General features: G+C 61.2%; 17 protein-coding genes. 12 read left to right on the top strand and 5 right to left on the bottom strand.

The window, feature by feature from the left end; translation table 11 throughout:
- On the bottom strand, positions 1–801 hold an 801-nt coding region (locus MOV61_RS00940; protein WP_247135191.1), incomplete at its 3' end, for a GlxA family transcriptional regulator.
- Between the two features lie 95 nt (positions 802–896).
- Here MOV61_RS00940 and MOV61_RS00935 point away from each other — a divergent pair.
- The 3 genes from MOV61_RS00935 to MOV61_RS00925 are packed head-to-tail and all read left to right on the top strand — an operon-like array spanning position 897 to position 3695.
- On the top strand, positions 897–2042 hold the full coding sequence (locus MOV61_RS00935) for a DJ-1/PfpI family protein (RefSeq protein ID WP_247135190.1): 1146 nt from the start codon (positions 897–899) through the stop codon (positions 2040–2042).
- Positions 2043–2095: 53 nt separating this feature from the next.
- A complete protein-coding gene (locus MOV61_RS00930; RefSeq protein ID WP_247035783.1) occupies positions 2096–3325 on the top strand; it encodes a flavin-dependent oxidoreductase in 1230 nt (409 codons plus the stop codon).
- A gap of 10 nt (positions 3326–3335) precedes the next feature.
- Entirely contained in the window at positions 3336–3695 is a 360-nt protein-coding gene (locus tag MOV61_RS00925) for a hypothetical protein (protein ID WP_247135189.1), read from the top strand.
- A gap of 1 nt (position 3696) precedes the next feature.
- Here MOV61_RS00925 and MOV61_RS00920 read toward each other — a convergent pair whose 3' ends face one another.
- Together MOV61_RS00920 and MOV61_RS00915 are read right to left on the bottom strand one after the other, a co-directional pair.
- On the bottom strand, positions 3697–5160 hold the full coding sequence (locus MOV61_RS00920) for a sulfatase-like hydrolase/transferase (RefSeq protein ID WP_247135188.1): 1464 nt from the start codon (positions 5158–5160) through the stop codon (positions 3697–3699).
- A 17-nt stretch (positions 5161–5177) separates the two neighbouring features.
- Positions 5178–6131, bottom strand: a complete 954-nt coding sequence (locus tag MOV61_RS00915; RefSeq protein ID WP_247135187.1) for a dihydrodipicolinate synthase family protein — start codon at positions 6129–6131, stop codon at positions 5178–5180.
- Between the two features lie 142 nt (positions 6132–6273).
- On the opposite strand from MOV61_RS00915, the gene MOV61_RS00910 reads away from it, so the two are divergent.
- The 9 genes from MOV61_RS00910 to MOV61_RS00870 all read left to right on the top strand — a co-directional run bounded on the left by MOV61_RS00910 (position 6274) and on the right by MOV61_RS00870 (position 15055).
- Positions 6274–6996 (top strand): FadR/GntR family transcriptional regulator, encoded by a 723-nt coding sequence (locus MOV61_RS00910; RefSeq protein WP_040125455.1) that lies wholly within the window; start codon positions 6274–6276, stop codon positions 6994–6996.
- Positions 6997–7027: 31 nt separating this feature from the next.
- Positions 7028–8614 carry an ABC transporter substrate-binding protein gene (locus MOV61_RS00905; protein WP_408962330.1) on the top strand — a complete coding sequence of 529 codons (1587 nt, stop codon included), beginning with the start codon at positions 7028–7030 and terminating at the stop codon, positions 8612–8614.
- A gap of 73 nt (positions 8615–8687) precedes the next feature.
- On the top strand, positions 8688–9647 hold the full coding sequence (locus MOV61_RS00900) for an ABC transporter permease (RefSeq protein WP_247135186.1): 960 nt from the start codon (positions 8688–8690) through the stop codon (positions 9645–9647).
- Positions 9613–10524 carry an ABC transporter permease gene (locus MOV61_RS00895; protein ID WP_247035766.1) on the top strand — a complete coding sequence of 304 codons (912 nt, stop codon included), beginning with the start codon at positions 9613–9615 and terminating at the stop codon, positions 10522–10524. The genes MOV61_RS00900 and MOV61_RS00895 overlap by 35 nt, the downstream gene beginning before the upstream one ends.
- A gap of 10 nt (positions 10525–10534) precedes the next feature.
- Positions 10535–11452 carry a dihydrodipicolinate synthase family protein gene (locus tag MOV61_RS00890; protein ID WP_247135185.1) on the top strand — a complete coding sequence of 306 codons (918 nt, stop codon included), beginning with the start codon at positions 10535–10537 and terminating at the stop codon, positions 11450–11452.
- A 2-nt stretch (positions 11453–11454) separates the two neighbouring features.
- Positions 11455–12465, top strand: coding sequence for an ABC transporter ATP-binding protein (locus MOV61_RS00885; protein WP_247135184.1), 1011 nt, complete (start codon positions 11455–11457; stop codon positions 12463–12465).
- Between the two features lie 3 nt (positions 12466–12468).
- The gene (locus tag MOV61_RS00880) at positions 12469–13437 is read left to right on the top strand and encodes an ABC transporter ATP-binding protein (protein WP_247135183.1); all 969 of its coding nucleotides are present in this window, start codon (positions 12469–12471) and stop codon (positions 13435–13437) included.
- Positions 13438–13995: 558 nt separating this feature from the next.
- A complete protein-coding gene (locus MOV61_RS00875) occupies positions 13996–14157 on the top strand; it encodes a hypothetical protein (protein WP_157885335.1) in 162 nt (53 codons plus the stop codon).
- A 166-nt stretch (positions 14158–14323) separates the two neighbouring features.
- On the top strand, positions 14324–15055 hold the full coding sequence (locus MOV61_RS00870; protein WP_247135182.1) for a hypothetical protein: 732 nt from the start codon (positions 14324–14326) through the stop codon (positions 15053–15055).
- 20 nt (positions 15056–15075) lie between these two features.
- On the opposite strand, the gene MOV61_RS00865 is transcribed toward MOV61_RS00870, so the two are convergent.
- Positions 15076–16152 (bottom strand): glycosyltransferase family 4 protein, encoded by a 1077-nt coding sequence (locus MOV61_RS00865; RefSeq protein ID WP_247135181.1) that lies wholly within the window; start codon positions 16150–16152, stop codon positions 15076–15078.
- Between the two features lie 7 nt (positions 16153–16159).
- The gene (locus MOV61_RS00860; protein WP_247135180.1) at positions 16160–17578 is read right to left on the bottom strand and encodes an NAD(P)-binding protein; all 1419 of its coding nucleotides are present in this window, start codon (positions 17576–17578) and stop codon (positions 16160–16162) included.
- Between the last annotated feature and the right edge of the window lie 94 nt (positions 17579–17672).

Raw genomic sequence — 17672 nt, 5'->3', positions numbered from 1 at the left:
CGCCATCCGCGCCGTTTCGAGCCGCAGGCGCTCCACGGCCTTGGCCGGCGTTGTGCCGGTTTCGGCTGCAAACGCCCTGGCAAAGTTGCGCGGGCTCATCGCCGCCTGGTCGGCGAGGCGCTCGACGGTCAGCTGGTCGGCCAGATGCTCGCGCATCCAGCCGATCAGTGCGGAGAACCTGCCCGTGTGCCCTCCAAGATCGACAAGCGCTGAAAACTGGGACTGGCCACCGGGCCGGCGTTGATGAACGACAAGCTGTTGGGCGGTCCTGCGCGCGATATCCGCGCCCAGATCATCTTCGATAAGGGCAAGCGCCAGGTCGATACCGGCAGATATGCCGGCAGAGGTCCAGACATGACCGTCCTGGATATAGATACGCTCCGCATCGAGCTCTATCTTTGGATAGCGGCGAGAAAAGTCATGCGAACTGCTCCAATGCGTCGTGGCCCGACGTCCATCGAGGAGCCCGGCTTCGGCGAGCAGATAGGCCCCGGAACACACGCTCGTCACGCGCCTTGCGCTCGTGCGTTTCAGCCATTCGAGAATTTCGCGCACTGCCTCCATGGAGCGGATGATCTCGCCGCCCGAGATCATCACCGTGTCGAAAGGCCCATCCCGGAGCGGGGCAGCCGACAGCTTGAGGCCCGACGAACTCTCGATCTCGCCGCCACCCGGCGCCATCAGGATCAGGTCGTAACTGCCCGGCCGGAATCGCTCCGCCATCTCGAAAGCCGACGTCGGCCCCGCCGTATCGAGAAGCTGGAAACCCGGATGCACGACAAGAGCAACTGTGCGAACCATGGCAGTTTTTGCCCGATTAATGTCATTTCAGTCAGACGATAGCAGCGGTAACTTTCCCTGCAAACAGGGCAACCGATCGATCGGGCGAAACTATCATGACGTGGCGGTTTGTTCTTACAGGCGGGTTGGGGCTTGCTGCGGTCTTCCTGGTGGTCGCCGGGGGCTGGATAGTCTCTCTGCCGTCTGCGTCCTCGGCCGGGACCGTCAAGCCTATTCCCGGCGAGGAGACACGCGCCACAATCGAGGCTTTGAAGCCGTCCAAACGCGTCCGCCCGGTGATCGCGATCGTCGGCATCAACGACGGGACGGAGATCACCGACTACCTGATGCCCTACGGTATCCTGCGCCGCGCCGATGTCGCGGATGTCGTGGCGCTGGCGACGCAGCCCGGGCCGATGGTTCTCTATCCGGCGTTGAAGGTCGAGCCGCAGGCGACGATCGCGGATTTCGATGCGCAGCATCCGGAAGGCGCCGATTACGTCATCGTCCCGGCGATGGTCCGCGAGGACGATCCGGCGGCATTGCGCTGGATCAGGAGCCAGGCGGAAAAAGGCGCGCTGATCGTCGGCGTCTGCGTCGGTGCCAAAGTGGTTGCTGCCACCGGCCTTCTCGACGGCCGGAAAGCGACGACCCACTGGTATTCGCTGGACGCCATGCTGAAGGAACATCCGAGCATCCGCCATGTCGCCGACCGCCGCTTCCTCGTTGACGGTCGCGTTGCGACGACGACGGGGATCAGTGCCTCCATGCCGATGTCGCTGACGCTGATTGAGGCGATCGCCGGGCAGGAGAAAGCCGAGGCTGTCGCGGCCGATCTGGGCGTCGCGAATTGGGATGCGCGACACGACAGCGGCGCCTTCACGTTCACGCGTCCTTTCGCATTGACGGCGATCGGCAATTCGCTCGCCTTCTGGCGCCGCGAAACGCTCGGCATCGAACTGTCGAAAGGCGTGGACGAGGTGTCGCTTGCGCTTGTCGCGGATGCCTGGTCGCGCACCTACCGCTCGCGCGTGATGACCTTCGCAGCCAGCGCGGATGCGGTGGAGAGCCGCAACGGCATCCGCATCATCCCCGACAAGGTGAGCGCGTCGACAACGCGCGTGCCGGCAGCGCCGCTGGGCAGCAAACCGGCGGAGGCGCTGGACGATACGCTGAAGGCCATCGCCGACCGCTATCGGGAAAACACGGCCGATTTCGTGGCCATGCAGCTCGAATACAGGAGACGAGTGACGCCGCAATAGATCGTCGCGGCTTACATCCTGCCGCTCGTCCCGCAAACGAGAAAGGACCAGTCATGAAAGCTCTCATCGCAGGCGCCGGCATCGGCGGATTGACGACCGCGCTTCAACTCCACGAAGCCGGGATCGAGGTCGAGATCTTCGAACGCGTCGGCGAGGTTCGTGAACTCGGGGTCGGCATCAACATGCTGTCGCATGCCGTGGCGGTGCTGGCCGATCTCGGACTGCAGGCCGGCCTCGACGCTGCAGGGATCCGTGTGCGGGAACTGATTTATACCAACCGTTTCGGTCAGGTCGTGTGGCAGGAATTGCGCGGCCTGGACGCCGGTCAAGAGGCTCCGCAGGTCAGCATCCATCGCGGCAAGCTGCTCGGCGTGATCCATAGGGCGGTGATCGCTCGTCTCGGACCCGACGTCATCAGAATGGGTTGCCGGGTGGAGGGCTTCGAGCAGACGGAAGATGGGGTCGCGGTTCATTTCAGCGGAACGGATGGATGGCGCGGCACGGCCCGCGGGGATCTGCTGATCGGCGCCGACGGCATCCATTCCGCGATCCGGGCGCAGCTCTATCCCGATGAGGGGCCGCCGATCTGGAGCGGGATCATGTTATGGCGCGGCGCCACACGCTGGCCGATCTGGCGCGATGGCCGGACGATGGTGATATCAGGCGGCAATTTCGCAAAATTCGTCTATTATCCGATCGGAGCCGATCCTGCGGAGCCTGAAATGCGGCTGACGAACTGGGCCGTGATGGCCAAGGTGGGCGAGCCCGGCACATCGCCGCTACGCCGCGAGGACTGGAGCCGGTCCGGCCTGTCGGACGAGGTGTTGCCCTTCGTGCGTGACCGTTTTCACCTCGATTTCGTTGATCCTGCCTCCATCATCCAGGCCACCGAAAATTTCTACGAATACCCGAATTGCGATCGGGATCCCTTGCCCCGCTGGTCGTTCGAGCGAGTCACGCTGCTCGGGGATGCCGCCCATGCCATGTATCCGGTCGGTTCCAACGGAGCGAGCCAGGCAATCCTCGATGCACGCTGCCTGGCACGGCATCTCCAATCCGGGGACGGTATCGAGGCGGCCCTTTCCCGCTACGATGCCGAACGGCGGCCGGTCACGTCGCAAATCGTTCTCTCCAACCGCCTGGGCGGTCCCGAAGGGGTCATCGACATGATCGAGGCCCGTGCGCCCGACGGTTTCGACGACATCGATACCGTGGCCTCGTTCGAAGAACGTAAAGCAACGGTTCGTGGTTACGCTTCGCTCGCTCGTGGGCGGAGCCAGTGAGGATGGTTCCATGGTTGCCACCGCCGCAATGCTTTTTCTCGCCGAAACGTGTCTCTACGCGATTGCATCGCTGACCCACGCGGGCCTCCTCGTCGAGGGTCATGAGCACAGGCAAGCAATGATCGCCGAAGCCGTGATCGCAGCGATCCTGCTGCTCGGGTTGTTATCCGTCAGGCTCCGCCGGCCGTGGAGCCGCGTGGCCGCAATTTCCGCGCAGTCCCTGGCTCTGCTGGGCACGCTCGTCGGCGCATTCACCATCGCAGCCGGTGTCGGTCCGCAGACCACGCTCGATTACGTCATACACGTAGTGATGATCCTGATCCTGGTCTGTGGTCTCGTCTGGTTGGTGAGGAGCCGAATTGTGTGGTGACCTACTTAATCCTGTTCTGCATCCGCTGAGCCGCATTGGGAAGGGACGATGTCGCGCGCGGTGCTGCGCCGGCGGCTTCCGCCTGCAGGAACGCGGCGATTTCGCCAAGCAACATGAGTTCGGTCGGGGCGTAGGCAGGATCCCCGGAAAGATTGATGGTCTCCTGCGGGTCGGTCTGAAGGTCGAACAGCTCCCGCTCGCTCGACCCTCCACTCGTATAGAGCGTCAGCTTGAAGCGCTGGTCCCGTGCCATGGTTGCCCGCATCGGCGGGTCCCAGAAACTACCGCTGTCGTTGACACCGGAATTGCGGTAGACGCAGATCGCGCTGCTGCGCCGCGTCGCGTTCCGCGATGCCATGGCCACCAGATCCTCGCTTTCCGGGCAGGATTGCGTATCGAGGCCTGCTGCTGCGAGGCACGTGGCCGCCACGTCGCGACCTTGCGCAAGCGCGGTGCATCGGGTGCCGGCGTTGACGTGGCCCGGCCAACGCAGCAGCAGCGGCACTCCGACGGTAGGTTCGTAGAGTGCAACTCCCTTGACGAAGAGCCCGTGATCGCCAAGCTGATCGCCATGGTCGGATAGGAATAAGACCAGCGTGTCGTCGGTCATCCCCGCTTCGTCCAGCGCCGCCAGAACGCGGCCGACCTGCTTATCAAGAAAGGTTATGGAAGCGGCATAACCGAGACGAATCCTGCGGATCTCCTCCGCAGAGAAGTCTGAGAAACGTCCGAGATAGGAACCCTGCTGCTCCCGGCGGACGCATCCGGGTTGTATCGTGCGCGAAACCACCGGCTCCGGAATCTTCGCCGCATCTATACAGTTTCCGAAGGCGAGGGGGTAATCCTCATAGGGGTCGTGAGGGTCGAACAGGCTCATCAGGCAAAAGAAGGGCTGTCTTTCTGCTTTCATCGATTGGATGAAGGCAATGGTTCGGTCTGCCGCCCACTTGCTCATGTGTTGCGCTTCGGGGTGATGAAGTTCCTTTCGGCCGTTGCGCTGGAGGGCGGCGAGGAAATCCGGCGCCGTCTCGCGAAGCCAGGCTGCATAACCGTTGAAGGAGCTCCCGATCGAAACCGATGGCTCGAGGCACCATTCGTAGATATCGAAACCGTCATGTGGGTGACGTTGCCGTTCTTCCTGAATGCGGCTGCTGACATGCAGCTTGCCGAAAAGTGCGGTCCGATAACCAGCCTCCCGCCGCAGCCGTTCGGTGAACAGCACTTCGTCCGGTGGCAGGTTGTCATGCACCCGCTGGACCGCATGATCCGGCACGGGCTTGCCGGTGAAGATGCTGGCCCGGGAAGGCGTGCAGATCGGGTTGTCGACTGTGCAGTGCTCGAATACCGCTCCGGCTTGGCCCAGCCGGTCGAGGTGAGGTGTCGGAATCCAGTCGCAGCCATAGATGCCGAGCGTATCCCGACGCTGCTGGTCCGTCATGATCATCAGGATGTTGGGTCGTGTCACGATGCCACCTCGACGTTTTAGAGCATGATCTCGGGAAGGGCGATCCTGGCCTTCTCACGCAGTGTGGAAACGACCGATGGATCGATCCAGCGATAAGGCCGACGTAGCCGGGTGCCGATCTCCGCCCATCCCCCGATTGCAGCCAGGAGCTTGTCCAACGCGGCGTTGGAATATCCGTGCACCCTGGCAAAGGGCGCTATGTGGTCATCTAGGAAGATGCGCAGCCGCTGCTCGATATCAAGCGACCGGTCGATATCGTCGGCCATCGACGCGGTCCACCGCTGTGCACCGGACGGGCTCAGGCAGGCAACGTTGGAGAATGCCCCGACTGCAACGCCCTGCTGGACACCTGTCGCAAGATGATGCCCCGGGACATAGATTCCCCACGCATCGAGATGCTTGCGGGCCTGATCGTACCAGGATGCATCTCCATCCCCAAGCTTGATGCCCACGACTTGCGGCACGCCCGCAAGGATTGTCGCCAGTTCCTCCGGGGTAAAGACGCGCTTGGCATGCGGCGGCTGGTAGAGCACCAGCGGAACCGGGCCGGCAGCGTCAGCGGCCATCTGCAGAAAATCGGTCGCCTCCGAGGCCGTCACAGGCCACCAGTCGGGAAGGATCACCTGGATTGCCTCGGGCTCAAGCGCCGCCGCCCGGCGCACCCGGTCCAGGGATATGCGGGGATCGGGCTGACACGCACCGATGACGAATGGCATCGCTGCAGGACTGCAGCGGTCTGCCAACAATTGTTGAATCTGGTCGAACTCCGCTTCTGTCTGATTGTGGAATTCGCCGGCGGTGCCGTTCGAGTAGATGCCGTCCACCTTGGCGGCAACCAGCCGGTCGATCGCGTCGGCCAGACGCGGGAAATCGATTGAATCGTCTTCATTGATCGGCAGCAGGAGCGTTGCCCAATTTCCGCGAATGCGGCCCCAGCGGTCATTCCGCCGCTCAAACTTCGTGGTCCCCACACTCCGCCTCCCCTTTTGCTGAAACCGAATCCATCCCAGCCGGACCCGTTCAATCGCTATCTAGAATTTATCGACTTGCTAGATATCCTACAAGTCGATATACCTCAATCATGTTGATTGTCGAAATGTGCATGGAGCAGTGTTGGCCAAGCCCATAAAACCTCTTGAGCGTCCGCCGCTTCTGCATGTCAGCGTGCAGGAAAGCCTGCGCAGCTATATCGAGGATAATGACCTGACGGCCGGCGCGGCTCTGCCGCCGGAGACTTTCCTGGCGCACCAATTGGGCGTGGGGCGCAATTCGGTTCGCGAAGCGATCAAGGCGCTGGAATCCGTCGGCATCCTCGAAACACGGCGCGGCATTGGCGTTTTCGTCAAGGAATTCTCGTTCGCGCCGCTTCTGGACAATCTCGCCTATGGGTTGCAGGCGTCGCTGCGTGATGTGGAGGAATTGCTGGAGATCCGTCGCGTATTGGAGACGGGCCTCATCGACAAGACCATCGAGATGATCAGTGACGATGACGTGGCCGAGCTTCGACGCCTTACCGATCGCATGCGCCAGCGCGCTGAGCGCGGCGAAAGTTTCGCCGAGGAGGACCAGCAATTTCATCAGCTTCTGTTCCGTTGCCAGAACAACAAGATGCTGAGCGCGCTGATCGATATCTTCTGGTCCGCCTTCTACAAAGCCTCGGGCTTCGCAAACCTGGCAAGTCCCACGCCCCTGGCGACCTGGCAGGATCACCACGAGATCGCGGAAGCCGTAGCGGCGAGAGATGTCGAAGCGGGCCGCAAGCGCCTGAGCGCACACTATTCCGGCATCCGGAAAGTCATCGCGATCAACCGGCCCGAGGAGGTCGATCCGGTTTAGCGATAGTCGAAATATAAAAGAGGAGGAGAGCATGCATCGACGGAATTTCGGTCGCCTTCTGGCGGCGGGAGCTTTGCTTTTTGCCACGACTGCCGCAATGGTGCCCGCAACGGCCCAGGCGCAGACGGGCAAGACCATTGTTGGCGGGTTCGACGTGGGTCCAGGCGGTTTCCAAGGCAATTTCAACCCGCTGACTGCAACAGCCGGCTTCACCTGGCTTAATACCTATTTCGAGCCGCTGGTAATCTACACATCCGATCTGTCGAAGCTTACCGGCGCTCTGGCTTCAGAGTTCACTCTTGGCCAGGACAACCTGACATACACGTTCAAGCTCGCCCAGACGAACTGGCATGACGGCACGCCTTTTACCTCGGCGGACGTCAAGTTCACCCTGGAGCTTGCCAAGAATGCCGAGAGCGGCAGCATTTTTGCCGCGCGGCTTGCCGATATCGCATCGGTCGAGACGCCGGATGCGCACACGGCAGTCGTCAAGCTCAGCAAGCCGAACTCGGCATTCCTCTCCGTTCTGTCGCAGCTGATGATGCTGCCGCAGCATGCGCTGTCGTCGGTGAACGTCAAGGAGGTCGCCAAGAGCCCGTGGTGGTCCACCCAGCCGGTCGGAACCGGTCCATTCAAGTTCGTGAAGCATGTCAGCGACCAGTATGTCGAACTGGCTGCCTATGATGGCTATCGGGGCGGAAAGCCGAAAGCGGATCGCCTGATCAACCGCTATTTCGCCAATCCGGCTGCGGCTGTCGCGGCCCTCAGGGCGGGCGAGATCCAGTTCACCTTCGCCGAACCCGACGACGCCAAGACCTTCAAGGGCAACGGCAGTTTCCGGGTCATCGAGGGCGACTCCTACGTGGTGAACTATATCGGCTTCAATCACCGCGCCGGAATCTGGGACGACCTTCGCGTCCGTCAGGCGGTCATGTACGCCATCGACCGAAACGCCATCGTCTCCAGCCTGTTCGGCGGTGCCGCCAAACTCGCCAACTGCGGCTATGTCGCGCCGCAGCTTCTTACGAAGGATCTGGCCGGCTATGCCTACAATCCGCAAAAGGCAAAGGACCTGCTGGCGGAGGCGGGCTGGGAGAAGATCAACGGCGGCAAGCCGATTCCGTGGCTGACCTACTACAATACGCCGCAGGTCGCCAACGTCATGGCGGCGGTGCAGGCGATGCTGGCGCAGGTCGGCGTCAACGTGGTTCCGCGCGCGCTCGACGTTCCGAGCTATAACGGCATCGTGCGAAGCGAAAAGTGGCAGGATTTCCCGCTGGTCTATGCGGGGCTGCAGAACGGCCCCAATCCGGGATCGCTCAATGTCGGGCTGAATGCCGCACAGACACCTCCGTCCGGCAACAACATCATGCGCGTCGAAATGCCTCCGCTGACCGATGCGTTGAATGCGGCGATGGCGGAAACCGACCCGGCCAAGGCCGACGGCAGATGGCAGAAGGTCTGCAAGGAAATGAACGCTGCGCTTCCCTGGGCACCGATGTGGGTGGCGAGCCGCTATGGGGTCGTGTCCAGCAAGCTCAAGGACTTCTTCTGGACGCCCGCTCCAGGCGGTGGCCCCTACGTCTCCCATCCGGAAAAATGGGATCTCGCTCCTTGATGTGCCCGTGAGCCGGGATGCGGTCTGGTGAACAAGCCCGACCGCATCCCCTGCGGACCCTGTTGGTGAAAACATGCTGCAATACATCCTTCGCCGTACGGCTGTCGGCCTGCTGATGCTGCTGGCCCTGACGGTTCTCATCTTCACGTTGCTGCGGCTGACGCCCGGCGATCCGATCGATGCCTATGTCAATCCGTCTGTGCCCATTTCCGCGTCCGATCTCGAGATGCTTCGCACCCGGCTCGGTCTCGATCGGCCGCTGCCGGCGCAATATTTCGCCTGGCTGGGTGCGGCCCTGATGGGGGATTTCGGCTATTCCATCCAGTATAATGGCGAAGGAGTGCTGCCGCTTGTCCTCAGCCGCATCGGCCCGACGATCCTGCTGATGTTCAGTGGGCTTGTCATCGCCGTCGTTGTCGGCATCTCAACCGGCATCTTTGCGGCCGTCCGCCGCAACAAATTGGCCGATCTTTCACTTTCGACGGCGGCGTTCGTGGGAATTTCAAGTCCGGCTTTCCTGACCGCCCTGCTGGGGCTCTATGTATTTGCGGTCAATCTGCGCTGGGTGCCGGCCGGCGGCATGCTGACGCCGGGCGCGCCTTTCTCCGTCGGTGACCTGCTGGCCCACCTCATCCTGCCCGCTACCCTGCTTTCGATCGGTCATGGCGCACTGATCATGCGATACATGCGCTCTTCGCTGCTCGAAGTGCTGTCGCAGGACTATGTGCGCACGGCGCGCGCCAAAGGTGTCCGGGAGTTCTGGGTCATCGTCAAACATGCCGTCCGCAACGCCCTGCTGCCGGTGATCACGCTGATCGGCTCCACCATCGGCATCGCCATCGGGGGTGCGATCTTCATCGAGAGCGTGTTCGACTGGCCGGGCATGGGTCTGCTGATGGTCAATGCAGTCGTCCGGCGCGATTACCCGGTCATCATGTGCGCTACGCTGCTGACTGGCGCCTGCGTCATCCTGGTCAACCTGTTGACCGACATCGCCTATGCCGCTGTCGATCCGCGCATCAAGGTGGCATAAGATGGCGAGCTTGACACATGCCAGCTCCGCCGGTCCCATCCGACGCGCACTTTCCCGCTTTTTCGAGAACGGTGCGGCCGTGGTCGGCTTGGCCATCCTGATCCCGATCCTTGTCCTCACGCTCACTTACGATCTCTGGTGGCTCCACAAGCCCAACGACATCGACCTTTTGGCGATGAACCAGGGGCCGTCGTCGGCCCATTGGCTCGGCAGCGACGGGGTGGGGCGGGATATCATGGCGCGGCTGCTGCAGGGCGGACGGATCTCGCTGCTGGTGGCGACGGTATCGATGGCGATCTCCACGTTCCTCGGTTTCTTCATCGGAGCCATCGCCGGCTTTGCCGGACGTTTCGTTGATGGTGCCACGATGCGGTTCGTCGATCTCGCCATGACGTTGCCGCCGGTCATTTTCCTTCTGGTTCTCGCCTCGATCGTCGGCAGCGGCATAGTCCCCACGATCTTCGTGATTTCTCTGCTGTCGTGGCCGGTTCTCTCCCGCATGGTCCGGGCCCGGCTGCTGGAACTGCGCGAACGTGACTTCGTCGTGGCGTCCCGGGGCATGGGCGCCGGCCTCTGGCACCTGCTGATCCGGCATGGTCTGCCCAATACGATCGATATTCTCGTGGTCTACGCCACCCTGCAGGTGGCAAATGGGATCCTGCTGGAGGCCGGTCTCTCATTCCTGGGGCTTGGGGTCACGCCCCCGGAAGCGAGCTGGGGCAATATGCTGAACGCTGCCCGCGCCACGCATGTGCTCGAAAATTATCCCTGGCAATGGATGTTTCCGGGCGGCGCGCTCGTCGTGACCGTTCTTGCCATCAACTTCGTGGGCGATGGGCTTCGCGATGCCTTCGATCCGCGCTCCGAACTCAAGTGAAAGGTTGCACATGCCCCTCTTTACCGGCGTCATTCCGCCCGTCGTCACTCCGCTCACCACGACTTTCGCGGTGGATTATCCTTCCTTCGCGCGCGTCATAGACCATCTGCTCGATGGCGGTGTGCACGGCCTGTTCGTTCTCGGCTCGACCAGCGAAGTGGTGTTCCATGACGAAGCCACGCGCCGCCACATCATCGAACATGCGGTCGAGCAGGTGCGCGGCCGGGTGCCCATCCTGGTCGGCGTGATCGATCCCACAACCGAGCGCGTGATCGCCCATGCAAAGGTGGCGCAGTCGGCGGGCGCCGACGCGGTTGTCGTCACGGCGCCGTTCTATGCCCGGACAAACCAGGCCGAAACCATCGATCACTTCCGCTATATCCGGGAGGCGATCGACATACCGGTCATCGCCTACGACATCCCTGTCTGCGTCCACACCAAGCTCGAACGCCGGACCACCGTGACGCTTGCCCGCGAAGGCACGATCGTGGGCGTCAAGGACTCGAGCGGCGACGACGGCAATCTTCGTTATGTCATGGCAGACACGGCCGATCTGCCGGATTTCTTCGTCATGACAGGATCCGAGATCGTCGCCGACAGCGTCGTGAACATGGGCGCGCACGGCATCGTGCCGGGCCTCGGGAATGTCGATCCGCACGGTTATGTCCGCTTGTGGAACCTCTGCCAGGCGGGCGATTTTGCCGGTGCACGGCAGGAGCAGGAACGCCTGTGCCGGCTTTTCGAGATGGTCTGGGTCAGCTTGGGCCGGACCAGTGCGGGTTCGGCCGGGGTGGGGGCCTTCAAGACCGCCATGCGCAGGCTTGGGGTTATCGACACCAATGTCATGGCGCGTCCGCAGCGATCCCTGAACGATGAAGAGGCGGCCATCATCGACGGCATCCTGCGGCAAACCGGGCTTCTGGATTGACGATGAGTGCACAGCCGATCCTCGAAATTTCCGCGCTCAAGACGGTGTTCCGCATCGGCGATCGGGAGATCGGCGCCGTGCGGGACCTCAGCCTTACCGTGGCGACGGGAGAAACTGTGGCGCTGGTTGGCGAATCCGGCTCGGGAAAGTCGGTAACCAGTCTGTCGATCATGGGTCTTCTGCCGCGCGGCGTGGGCCGTATCGCTGCGGGTACGCTGCGGCTGAAGCGCAAGACGGGCGAAGTCGTCGAACTGCAGACCCTTGGCAGCGACACCCTGCGCCGGGTGCGCGGCAATGATATCGGCATGGTCTTTCAGGAGCCGCTGACCAGCCTCAATCCGGTTTTTACGATCGGCGAACAGATTGCCGAACCGATCCGCATCCATATGGGCAAATCCCATCGGGAGGCCTTGTCGGACGCCATCCAGCGGCTGGAGGATGTCGGCATTCCCGATCCGCGCCGACGTGCCGGGCAATATCCGCACGAACTCTCCGGTGGCATGCGGCAGCGAGCGACCATTGCCATGGCGCTCGCATGCAATCCGACGCTGCTGATTGCCGACGAGCCCACGACTGCCCTCGATGTCACCATCCAGGCGCAGATCCTCGACCTGCTCGGACGGCTGCAGAAGGAACGCGGCATGGGCATGTTGTTCGTCACCCACAATCTCGGGGTCGTTGCCGAGATCGCCGACCGCGTGGCCGTCATGTATGCCGGTTCGCTTGTCGAGACCGGTAGCGTCGCGCGGGTCTTCTCCCATCCGCGTCATCCCTATACCAAGGGGCTGATGCGCTCGGTGCCGCAGCTTGGAACCGCGACGCTCCTCAGGGAGGCGGGCACCCCGCTGCCGACCATCGCAGGATCGGTTCCGAGCCTCATGGACCTGCCGTCAGGCTGTCCTTTCGCTCCCCGCTGTCCCTACCACATAGAGGCCTGTTCAGAAGCCTACCCGGCGTTGGCGGACACCGGCGAGGGGCAGTTCAGCCGCTGCATCCGATGGCAGGAGATCTGACCGATGTCACAGGAATTTCTCCTCGAAGTGAGCCGGCTGGGCAAGGATTTTGCTCCGGTGGCATTTGCCCGCGGACCGGTCGTCCGCGCCGTCCAGGATGTCTCCTTCAACATCAAACGTGGTGAAGTCGTCGGGCTGGTTGGCGAATCCGGCAGCGGCAAGACCACCATCGGCCGCATGGTCGCGCAACTGATCGAACCGACCTCCGGCAGTATCCGTTTTGAAGGCTCGGAAACGACGAGCCTGACGCGCCGCGAACTTCGCAGCCTGCATGCGCGGGTCCAGTATATTTTTCAGGATCCCTTCGCCAGCCTCTCGCCGCGGATGACGATCGGCGAAATCCTCACGGAAGGGCTGGATATCCAGCGGATCGGTAGCAGGTCGGAGCGGGCCGCAAAAGCTGCCCAGGCGCTCACCTCGGTCGATCTGCCGCCAGATGCGATTTCCCGCTACCCGCACGAGTTTTCCGGCGGCCAGCGCCAGCGCATCGGCATCGCTCGGGCGCTGACGCTTGCGCCCGAGCTGATCGTCGCCGATGAACCGGTGTCGGCGCTCGACGTGTCGATCCAGGCGCAGATCGTCAACCTGCTGCGCGACCTGCAGACGCGGCTCGGCCTGACCATGTTGTTCATCGCCCACGATCTCGCGGTGGTCGAATATGTCGCCGATACGGTGATCGTGCTCTATCTCGGGCGGATCATGGAGATGGCGCCGAGCCGCGAGCTTTATGCCAGCCCGCAGCATCCGTATACGCGCGCCCTGCTTTCGGCTGTTCCGTCGCCCGACCCTTCACGGCATGCGAACCGGCAGATACTCAAAGGGGATATCCCAAGTCCCGCCAATCCCCCAAGCGGTTGCGTCTTCCGGACTCGTTGCCCGGTTGCGATTGAAGCCTGTGCGAGCGTCGTGCCGCCACTCAGGGAAGGGGGGAAAGGACACTTCAAGGCCTGCATCCGTGACGATCTCCATTAATCCGGCAAAGCAGGCAAATCATTGGCCATGAAAAACAGGCTCCTGTCGGCGTCTGGGTTGTCCGGCACGGTCCAGACTTCGACGTGGATTTACGTCATTGGGCGTAGCGCATCATCACAAAGAGTTTCTTCCTTCCCGGTGCGATTTGCTGTTCGCTTCCAATTCCGAAGCGGAGCCGCATTCTCGTCTTGTCTCATCGAAGGGCGGACGCGGTGAAGCCTTGAACCATCGATGGCCTGAATGGGGTGTTGATGCACATTAGGAAGGCCAGCGAAGCGAGTGGCGCGCATGAGCTTGCTCTTGAGAAAATCGGTGAAATTGATGGCGCCAGCAGCGTTGGCGCAGATGACCATTGCCTCGATTGTCTTTGGTATAATTACATATGATTACCAAGGAAATTTCCTGAATTCATTGGTTTATACTTCGTTGTGCTTTATTCTGATGCAAGCTGGCTATTTCGCAGGTATCTTCTACATGGTGTGGTCCGAGTTTAAGCGGAAATCACCGTAGGTCGATTCTTTGGGAATGACGGATTTTATCCTGATCGAAGGGTGAGTTATGACGAGCGACATCTGGATATCCATCAGGCTGCGGCTTGAAAGAGAGTGGCGGTTGCTTGATCCGGAGCGGATGACCTCTCCGCTGCTGTTGGAAGGAAACCAGGACGATCACATGCCGGCTTTGCCCAGACGGCGTCTGCGCATCGGAAGGGTCGATTGAGCCTCGACCGTCGGCCCGCCCCGTTGTCGCCGGATGGCGTCAATAGCGGGGAGCAGGGCAATTTCAGCCAAGTCAGCTCGTTTTCCGAGTGATCCTGTTGATCGCCTGACCCTGGTGTTTCCTGATGTGTTCCAGGACAGAATCGCGTGCTGCTACGGAGCCTGCCATGTCTTATCTCAGCAATGCCAAACAGTGGCTGTCTGCGCTATCGGATGGGGATGTTCATGGCATCGCTCATGAAATCAACAAAGACGGAATTTTTTGCGCTCCCGACTTCCTGGCAGCCGAAGATCTCAGCCAGATGCAAAATTTTGTCTCCACCACGATCACGCGCGAGGGCCGCCAGACGATTTCGCTGAAAAGCGATGAGCTCGCGGGATCAGGCCTCGACGACCTCGGCAATTCCCCGGAATTCAAGGCTCTCTTTTCCCGCCTCTATTCCATCGGTCTAGGCCGGCCAGCGCCTGACGTTAAATTCTATCAGATTCTTCGCTGCCTCACGGGTAAAAGCGTCACGGAACATTCCTTGATATTTCACTACGATTCCTACGCGATCACGGCGCTTCTACCGATCGAAATCCCGAAATTCGGCAAGCGCGGCGACTTCTTGATTATCCCCAATACCCGTGGAATCCGATCGAATTACCTCTTCAATCTCGCCGACAAAGCGATCCTCGACAATGCGCTCACCCAGCGGATCCTGCGCAGTCGCGCATCCGGCGGAAAGGGCGTGAAGCATGTGTCGTTGGTTCCCGGCAATCTCTATCTCTTCTGGGGTTACCGCAGCATTCACACGAATGAGCCTGTCGATGAAGGCGCTGTGCGGGCGACGGCGCTGTTCCATTATGCCGATCCACACGCCGACAGTTACCTGAAGCGGCAGCTCGGCCGAGGTTAATCCGATACGTCCCCCGACAACTAGGCCGGGACGACCTCGGCTCCAGGCGATAAGGCGGACTTGTAGACGCTGAGCGTCTCGCGGGCGACGCGCTCGATCGTCAGATTGTTGATATGCAACTGGCTCTTTGCCTTCCACATATCCAGCCGCTCGGGATCCGCCAGCAGGTCGCAGAGAACGGCTGCCAAGGCTTGCGGATCGCGCGGTGGGACAAGGATCCCGGCCTCTCCGAAACCGAGCAGCTGCGGGATGCCATCGACGTCCGCGCCGATCACCGCACAGGCCGCCTCACGCGCTTCCGACAGGACGAGCGGGGCAGGATCGGCATGGGAGGGAAGGACGAAGATGTCGGCGCCTAACATGTAGGGAAACGGTTCGTCGATGGCGCCGACGAATGTGATGGCGCTTGCGCAGCCCGTTTCGCTGGCCAATTGCCGGTAGGCGTCCTCAAAGGGCCCGCCGCCGGCGATATAAAGGTGGCTGTCGGGATATTGCTTGTGCGCCAGGCGGAAGGCTTCCAGGAGGTCGGGTAACCCTTTTCTGGGATGCAGCCCTCCGACGAAAAGTATGCTTGGGTTGTGAAGGGACGCGGGCGTCCTGTCGCGCCCTTCGAACCGTGCTGATCCGATTGTGCCGTTGAGAACGACGCGCAGTTTCGATGCCGCTATGCCGCGTTCCTGCATCGATTTCCCGACGGCATCGCTAACGGCAATCACGCATGTGCCAAGCCCCATCAGCACGGCGCTTTTTTCAAACGCATTGTGAACGGTGGTAATGAGCGGCGTCGACGATAAACGACAGGCAGGAACCGAAAGAACGGCGCTCGTCATCATATGCGCATGCACGATATCCGGCTTCCAGTCACGGACGAGGCGTCGCAGCGCCCAAAGCGACTTGAGCACGGTGAGAGGCTTTCTCTGCTGATCGACGAAAACCGTTTCCACCCTGTTGCATGCAAGCAATCCGCCGAAATCGCCTCCACCGCTTGCCATGCAGACAGTGTGGCCGAGCTTTACCTGAGCGCAGGCAAGGTCGACAGCCGCATGCACATTGCCGTTCAATCGCCGGGTGTGGTTCAGAACATGCATGATCCGCATAGTGGGCTCACGGGGTTGTGGGAGAGGATATCAGAAGCGGCGAGGGTGCCGGCTCCGTCTGGGGAGAAGTCTCGACCGCTCCCGGCGGCTGAGAGACCTTCCGTTCGAATCCGAGAGCGGTTTCCGCATCGAGGGTGGAGACACGGGCTGTCGGCTGGTAGTTGAACCCGCCGTGGCGTCCGTAGGACTGGATTCCAAACGCACGCAGTGCAGCGATGGCTTCATCCGCCTGGCGCGCGGCGTCCCGGCTGTAGACCGGATAGGCATTGGTCAGGACTTGGGCGCCTTCGAGTTTCAGATCCCCTCGAAACAGCCCGTTCGCCGCAACGTGCGCCCGAAAATCCAATTCGGCCATTTCAACCGGGCTGTCCGGTCGGTCGGCAACGACTTCGACGGCGAAATATTCCCGCCCATGGGCCTGGCCGTAGAAGTCGGAATAGACCGTCAAGCGCTTCCATGCACCATCATGCGAGAAATTGTAGATGATCGGCTGCTGAAAGCCACGCTCTCCGCTGAAGCTGAAATAGAGGCTGATGAGGGTGGTGGTATTGAGAACGTGGCGCCGCTCGATGGCACACAGGGCCTGCACCCGTTCGATCGGGATCGTCGAGAACAGCCGGCCTGCGGTAATCACCCGGTCTTCCAGCCTCAATTGAAAGCCGTTCTCCAATCGGTCGATTGCGACTGGTTTGACGCCCAGGGCGAATTGCACCCCTCGGTTCTCCAGGTTTTGTTGAGCGAGCCGGTAAAGGGGCGCAAATCCGGATTTGGGGCGGGCGAGCTGCTTGTTGGTCGGACCCTGGCGTCGGCGACGAAAAAGGCGATGGGCGAGGTTGCCCAGCGAGGCATGTTCGCTGATCCACAGCATCCTTTTTTTTGCCAGATCGATATCGATCTGATCAAGCGCGATCCCGTAAAACCTTCGCATATAGGATTCCAGGCCGGACCGCCGGAGAAGCTCGGCGCCAATCCAGTAGCGTGAAAAGTCTCTTGCGTTACGCATTTCGCGCTGGAACAGCCGCGCATAGAACACCGACCCGAAGATGCGCATCATCCCCTTGGCGCCGGCCCGCAAAATGTCGTCGCGCAGCGAAATCGGATAATCCGTGACCATCTTCTGGGGATTCAACCGTCCCCAGCGAGGCTCGATCGGCACATAGAGAGGGAGGAGTTCGGGAAAATGCGTCAGCAGAGGGGAATCGTCCTGGAAAATCAGGCTTCCGATGTCGAATGTATATCCATTCGTCGACCAGTCCATGTGGTTCCCGCCGATGTGGCCGTATTCATCGACGACCAGGATTTGCTGACATCCCTGGTTGGCCAGCACGGCGGCTGAAACGAGACCGCTAACCCCCGCTCCCAAAACAATGGCATCATACTCCAGATCGGCCGCCTTTTGAGGGGTGGGGAACGTCGCCTCCTGCATGCAGGTCTCCATCGTTTGATCTAGTACTTCCGAGTTATTACAGAACGGGAAATCCAATATATATTGCGTGTGCCTCGTTATTGTTCAAATAAAT

Source organism: Neorhizobium sp. BETTINA12A (assembly GCF_023006485.1).
In the GTDB taxonomy this organism is placed as follows: Bacteria; Pseudomonadota; Alphaproteobacteria; order Rhizobiales; family Rhizobiaceae; genus Neorhizobium.
The sequence above is the reverse complement of the archived record's forward strand: the minus strand, read 5'-3'. Positions and strand labels throughout refer to the sequence as shown.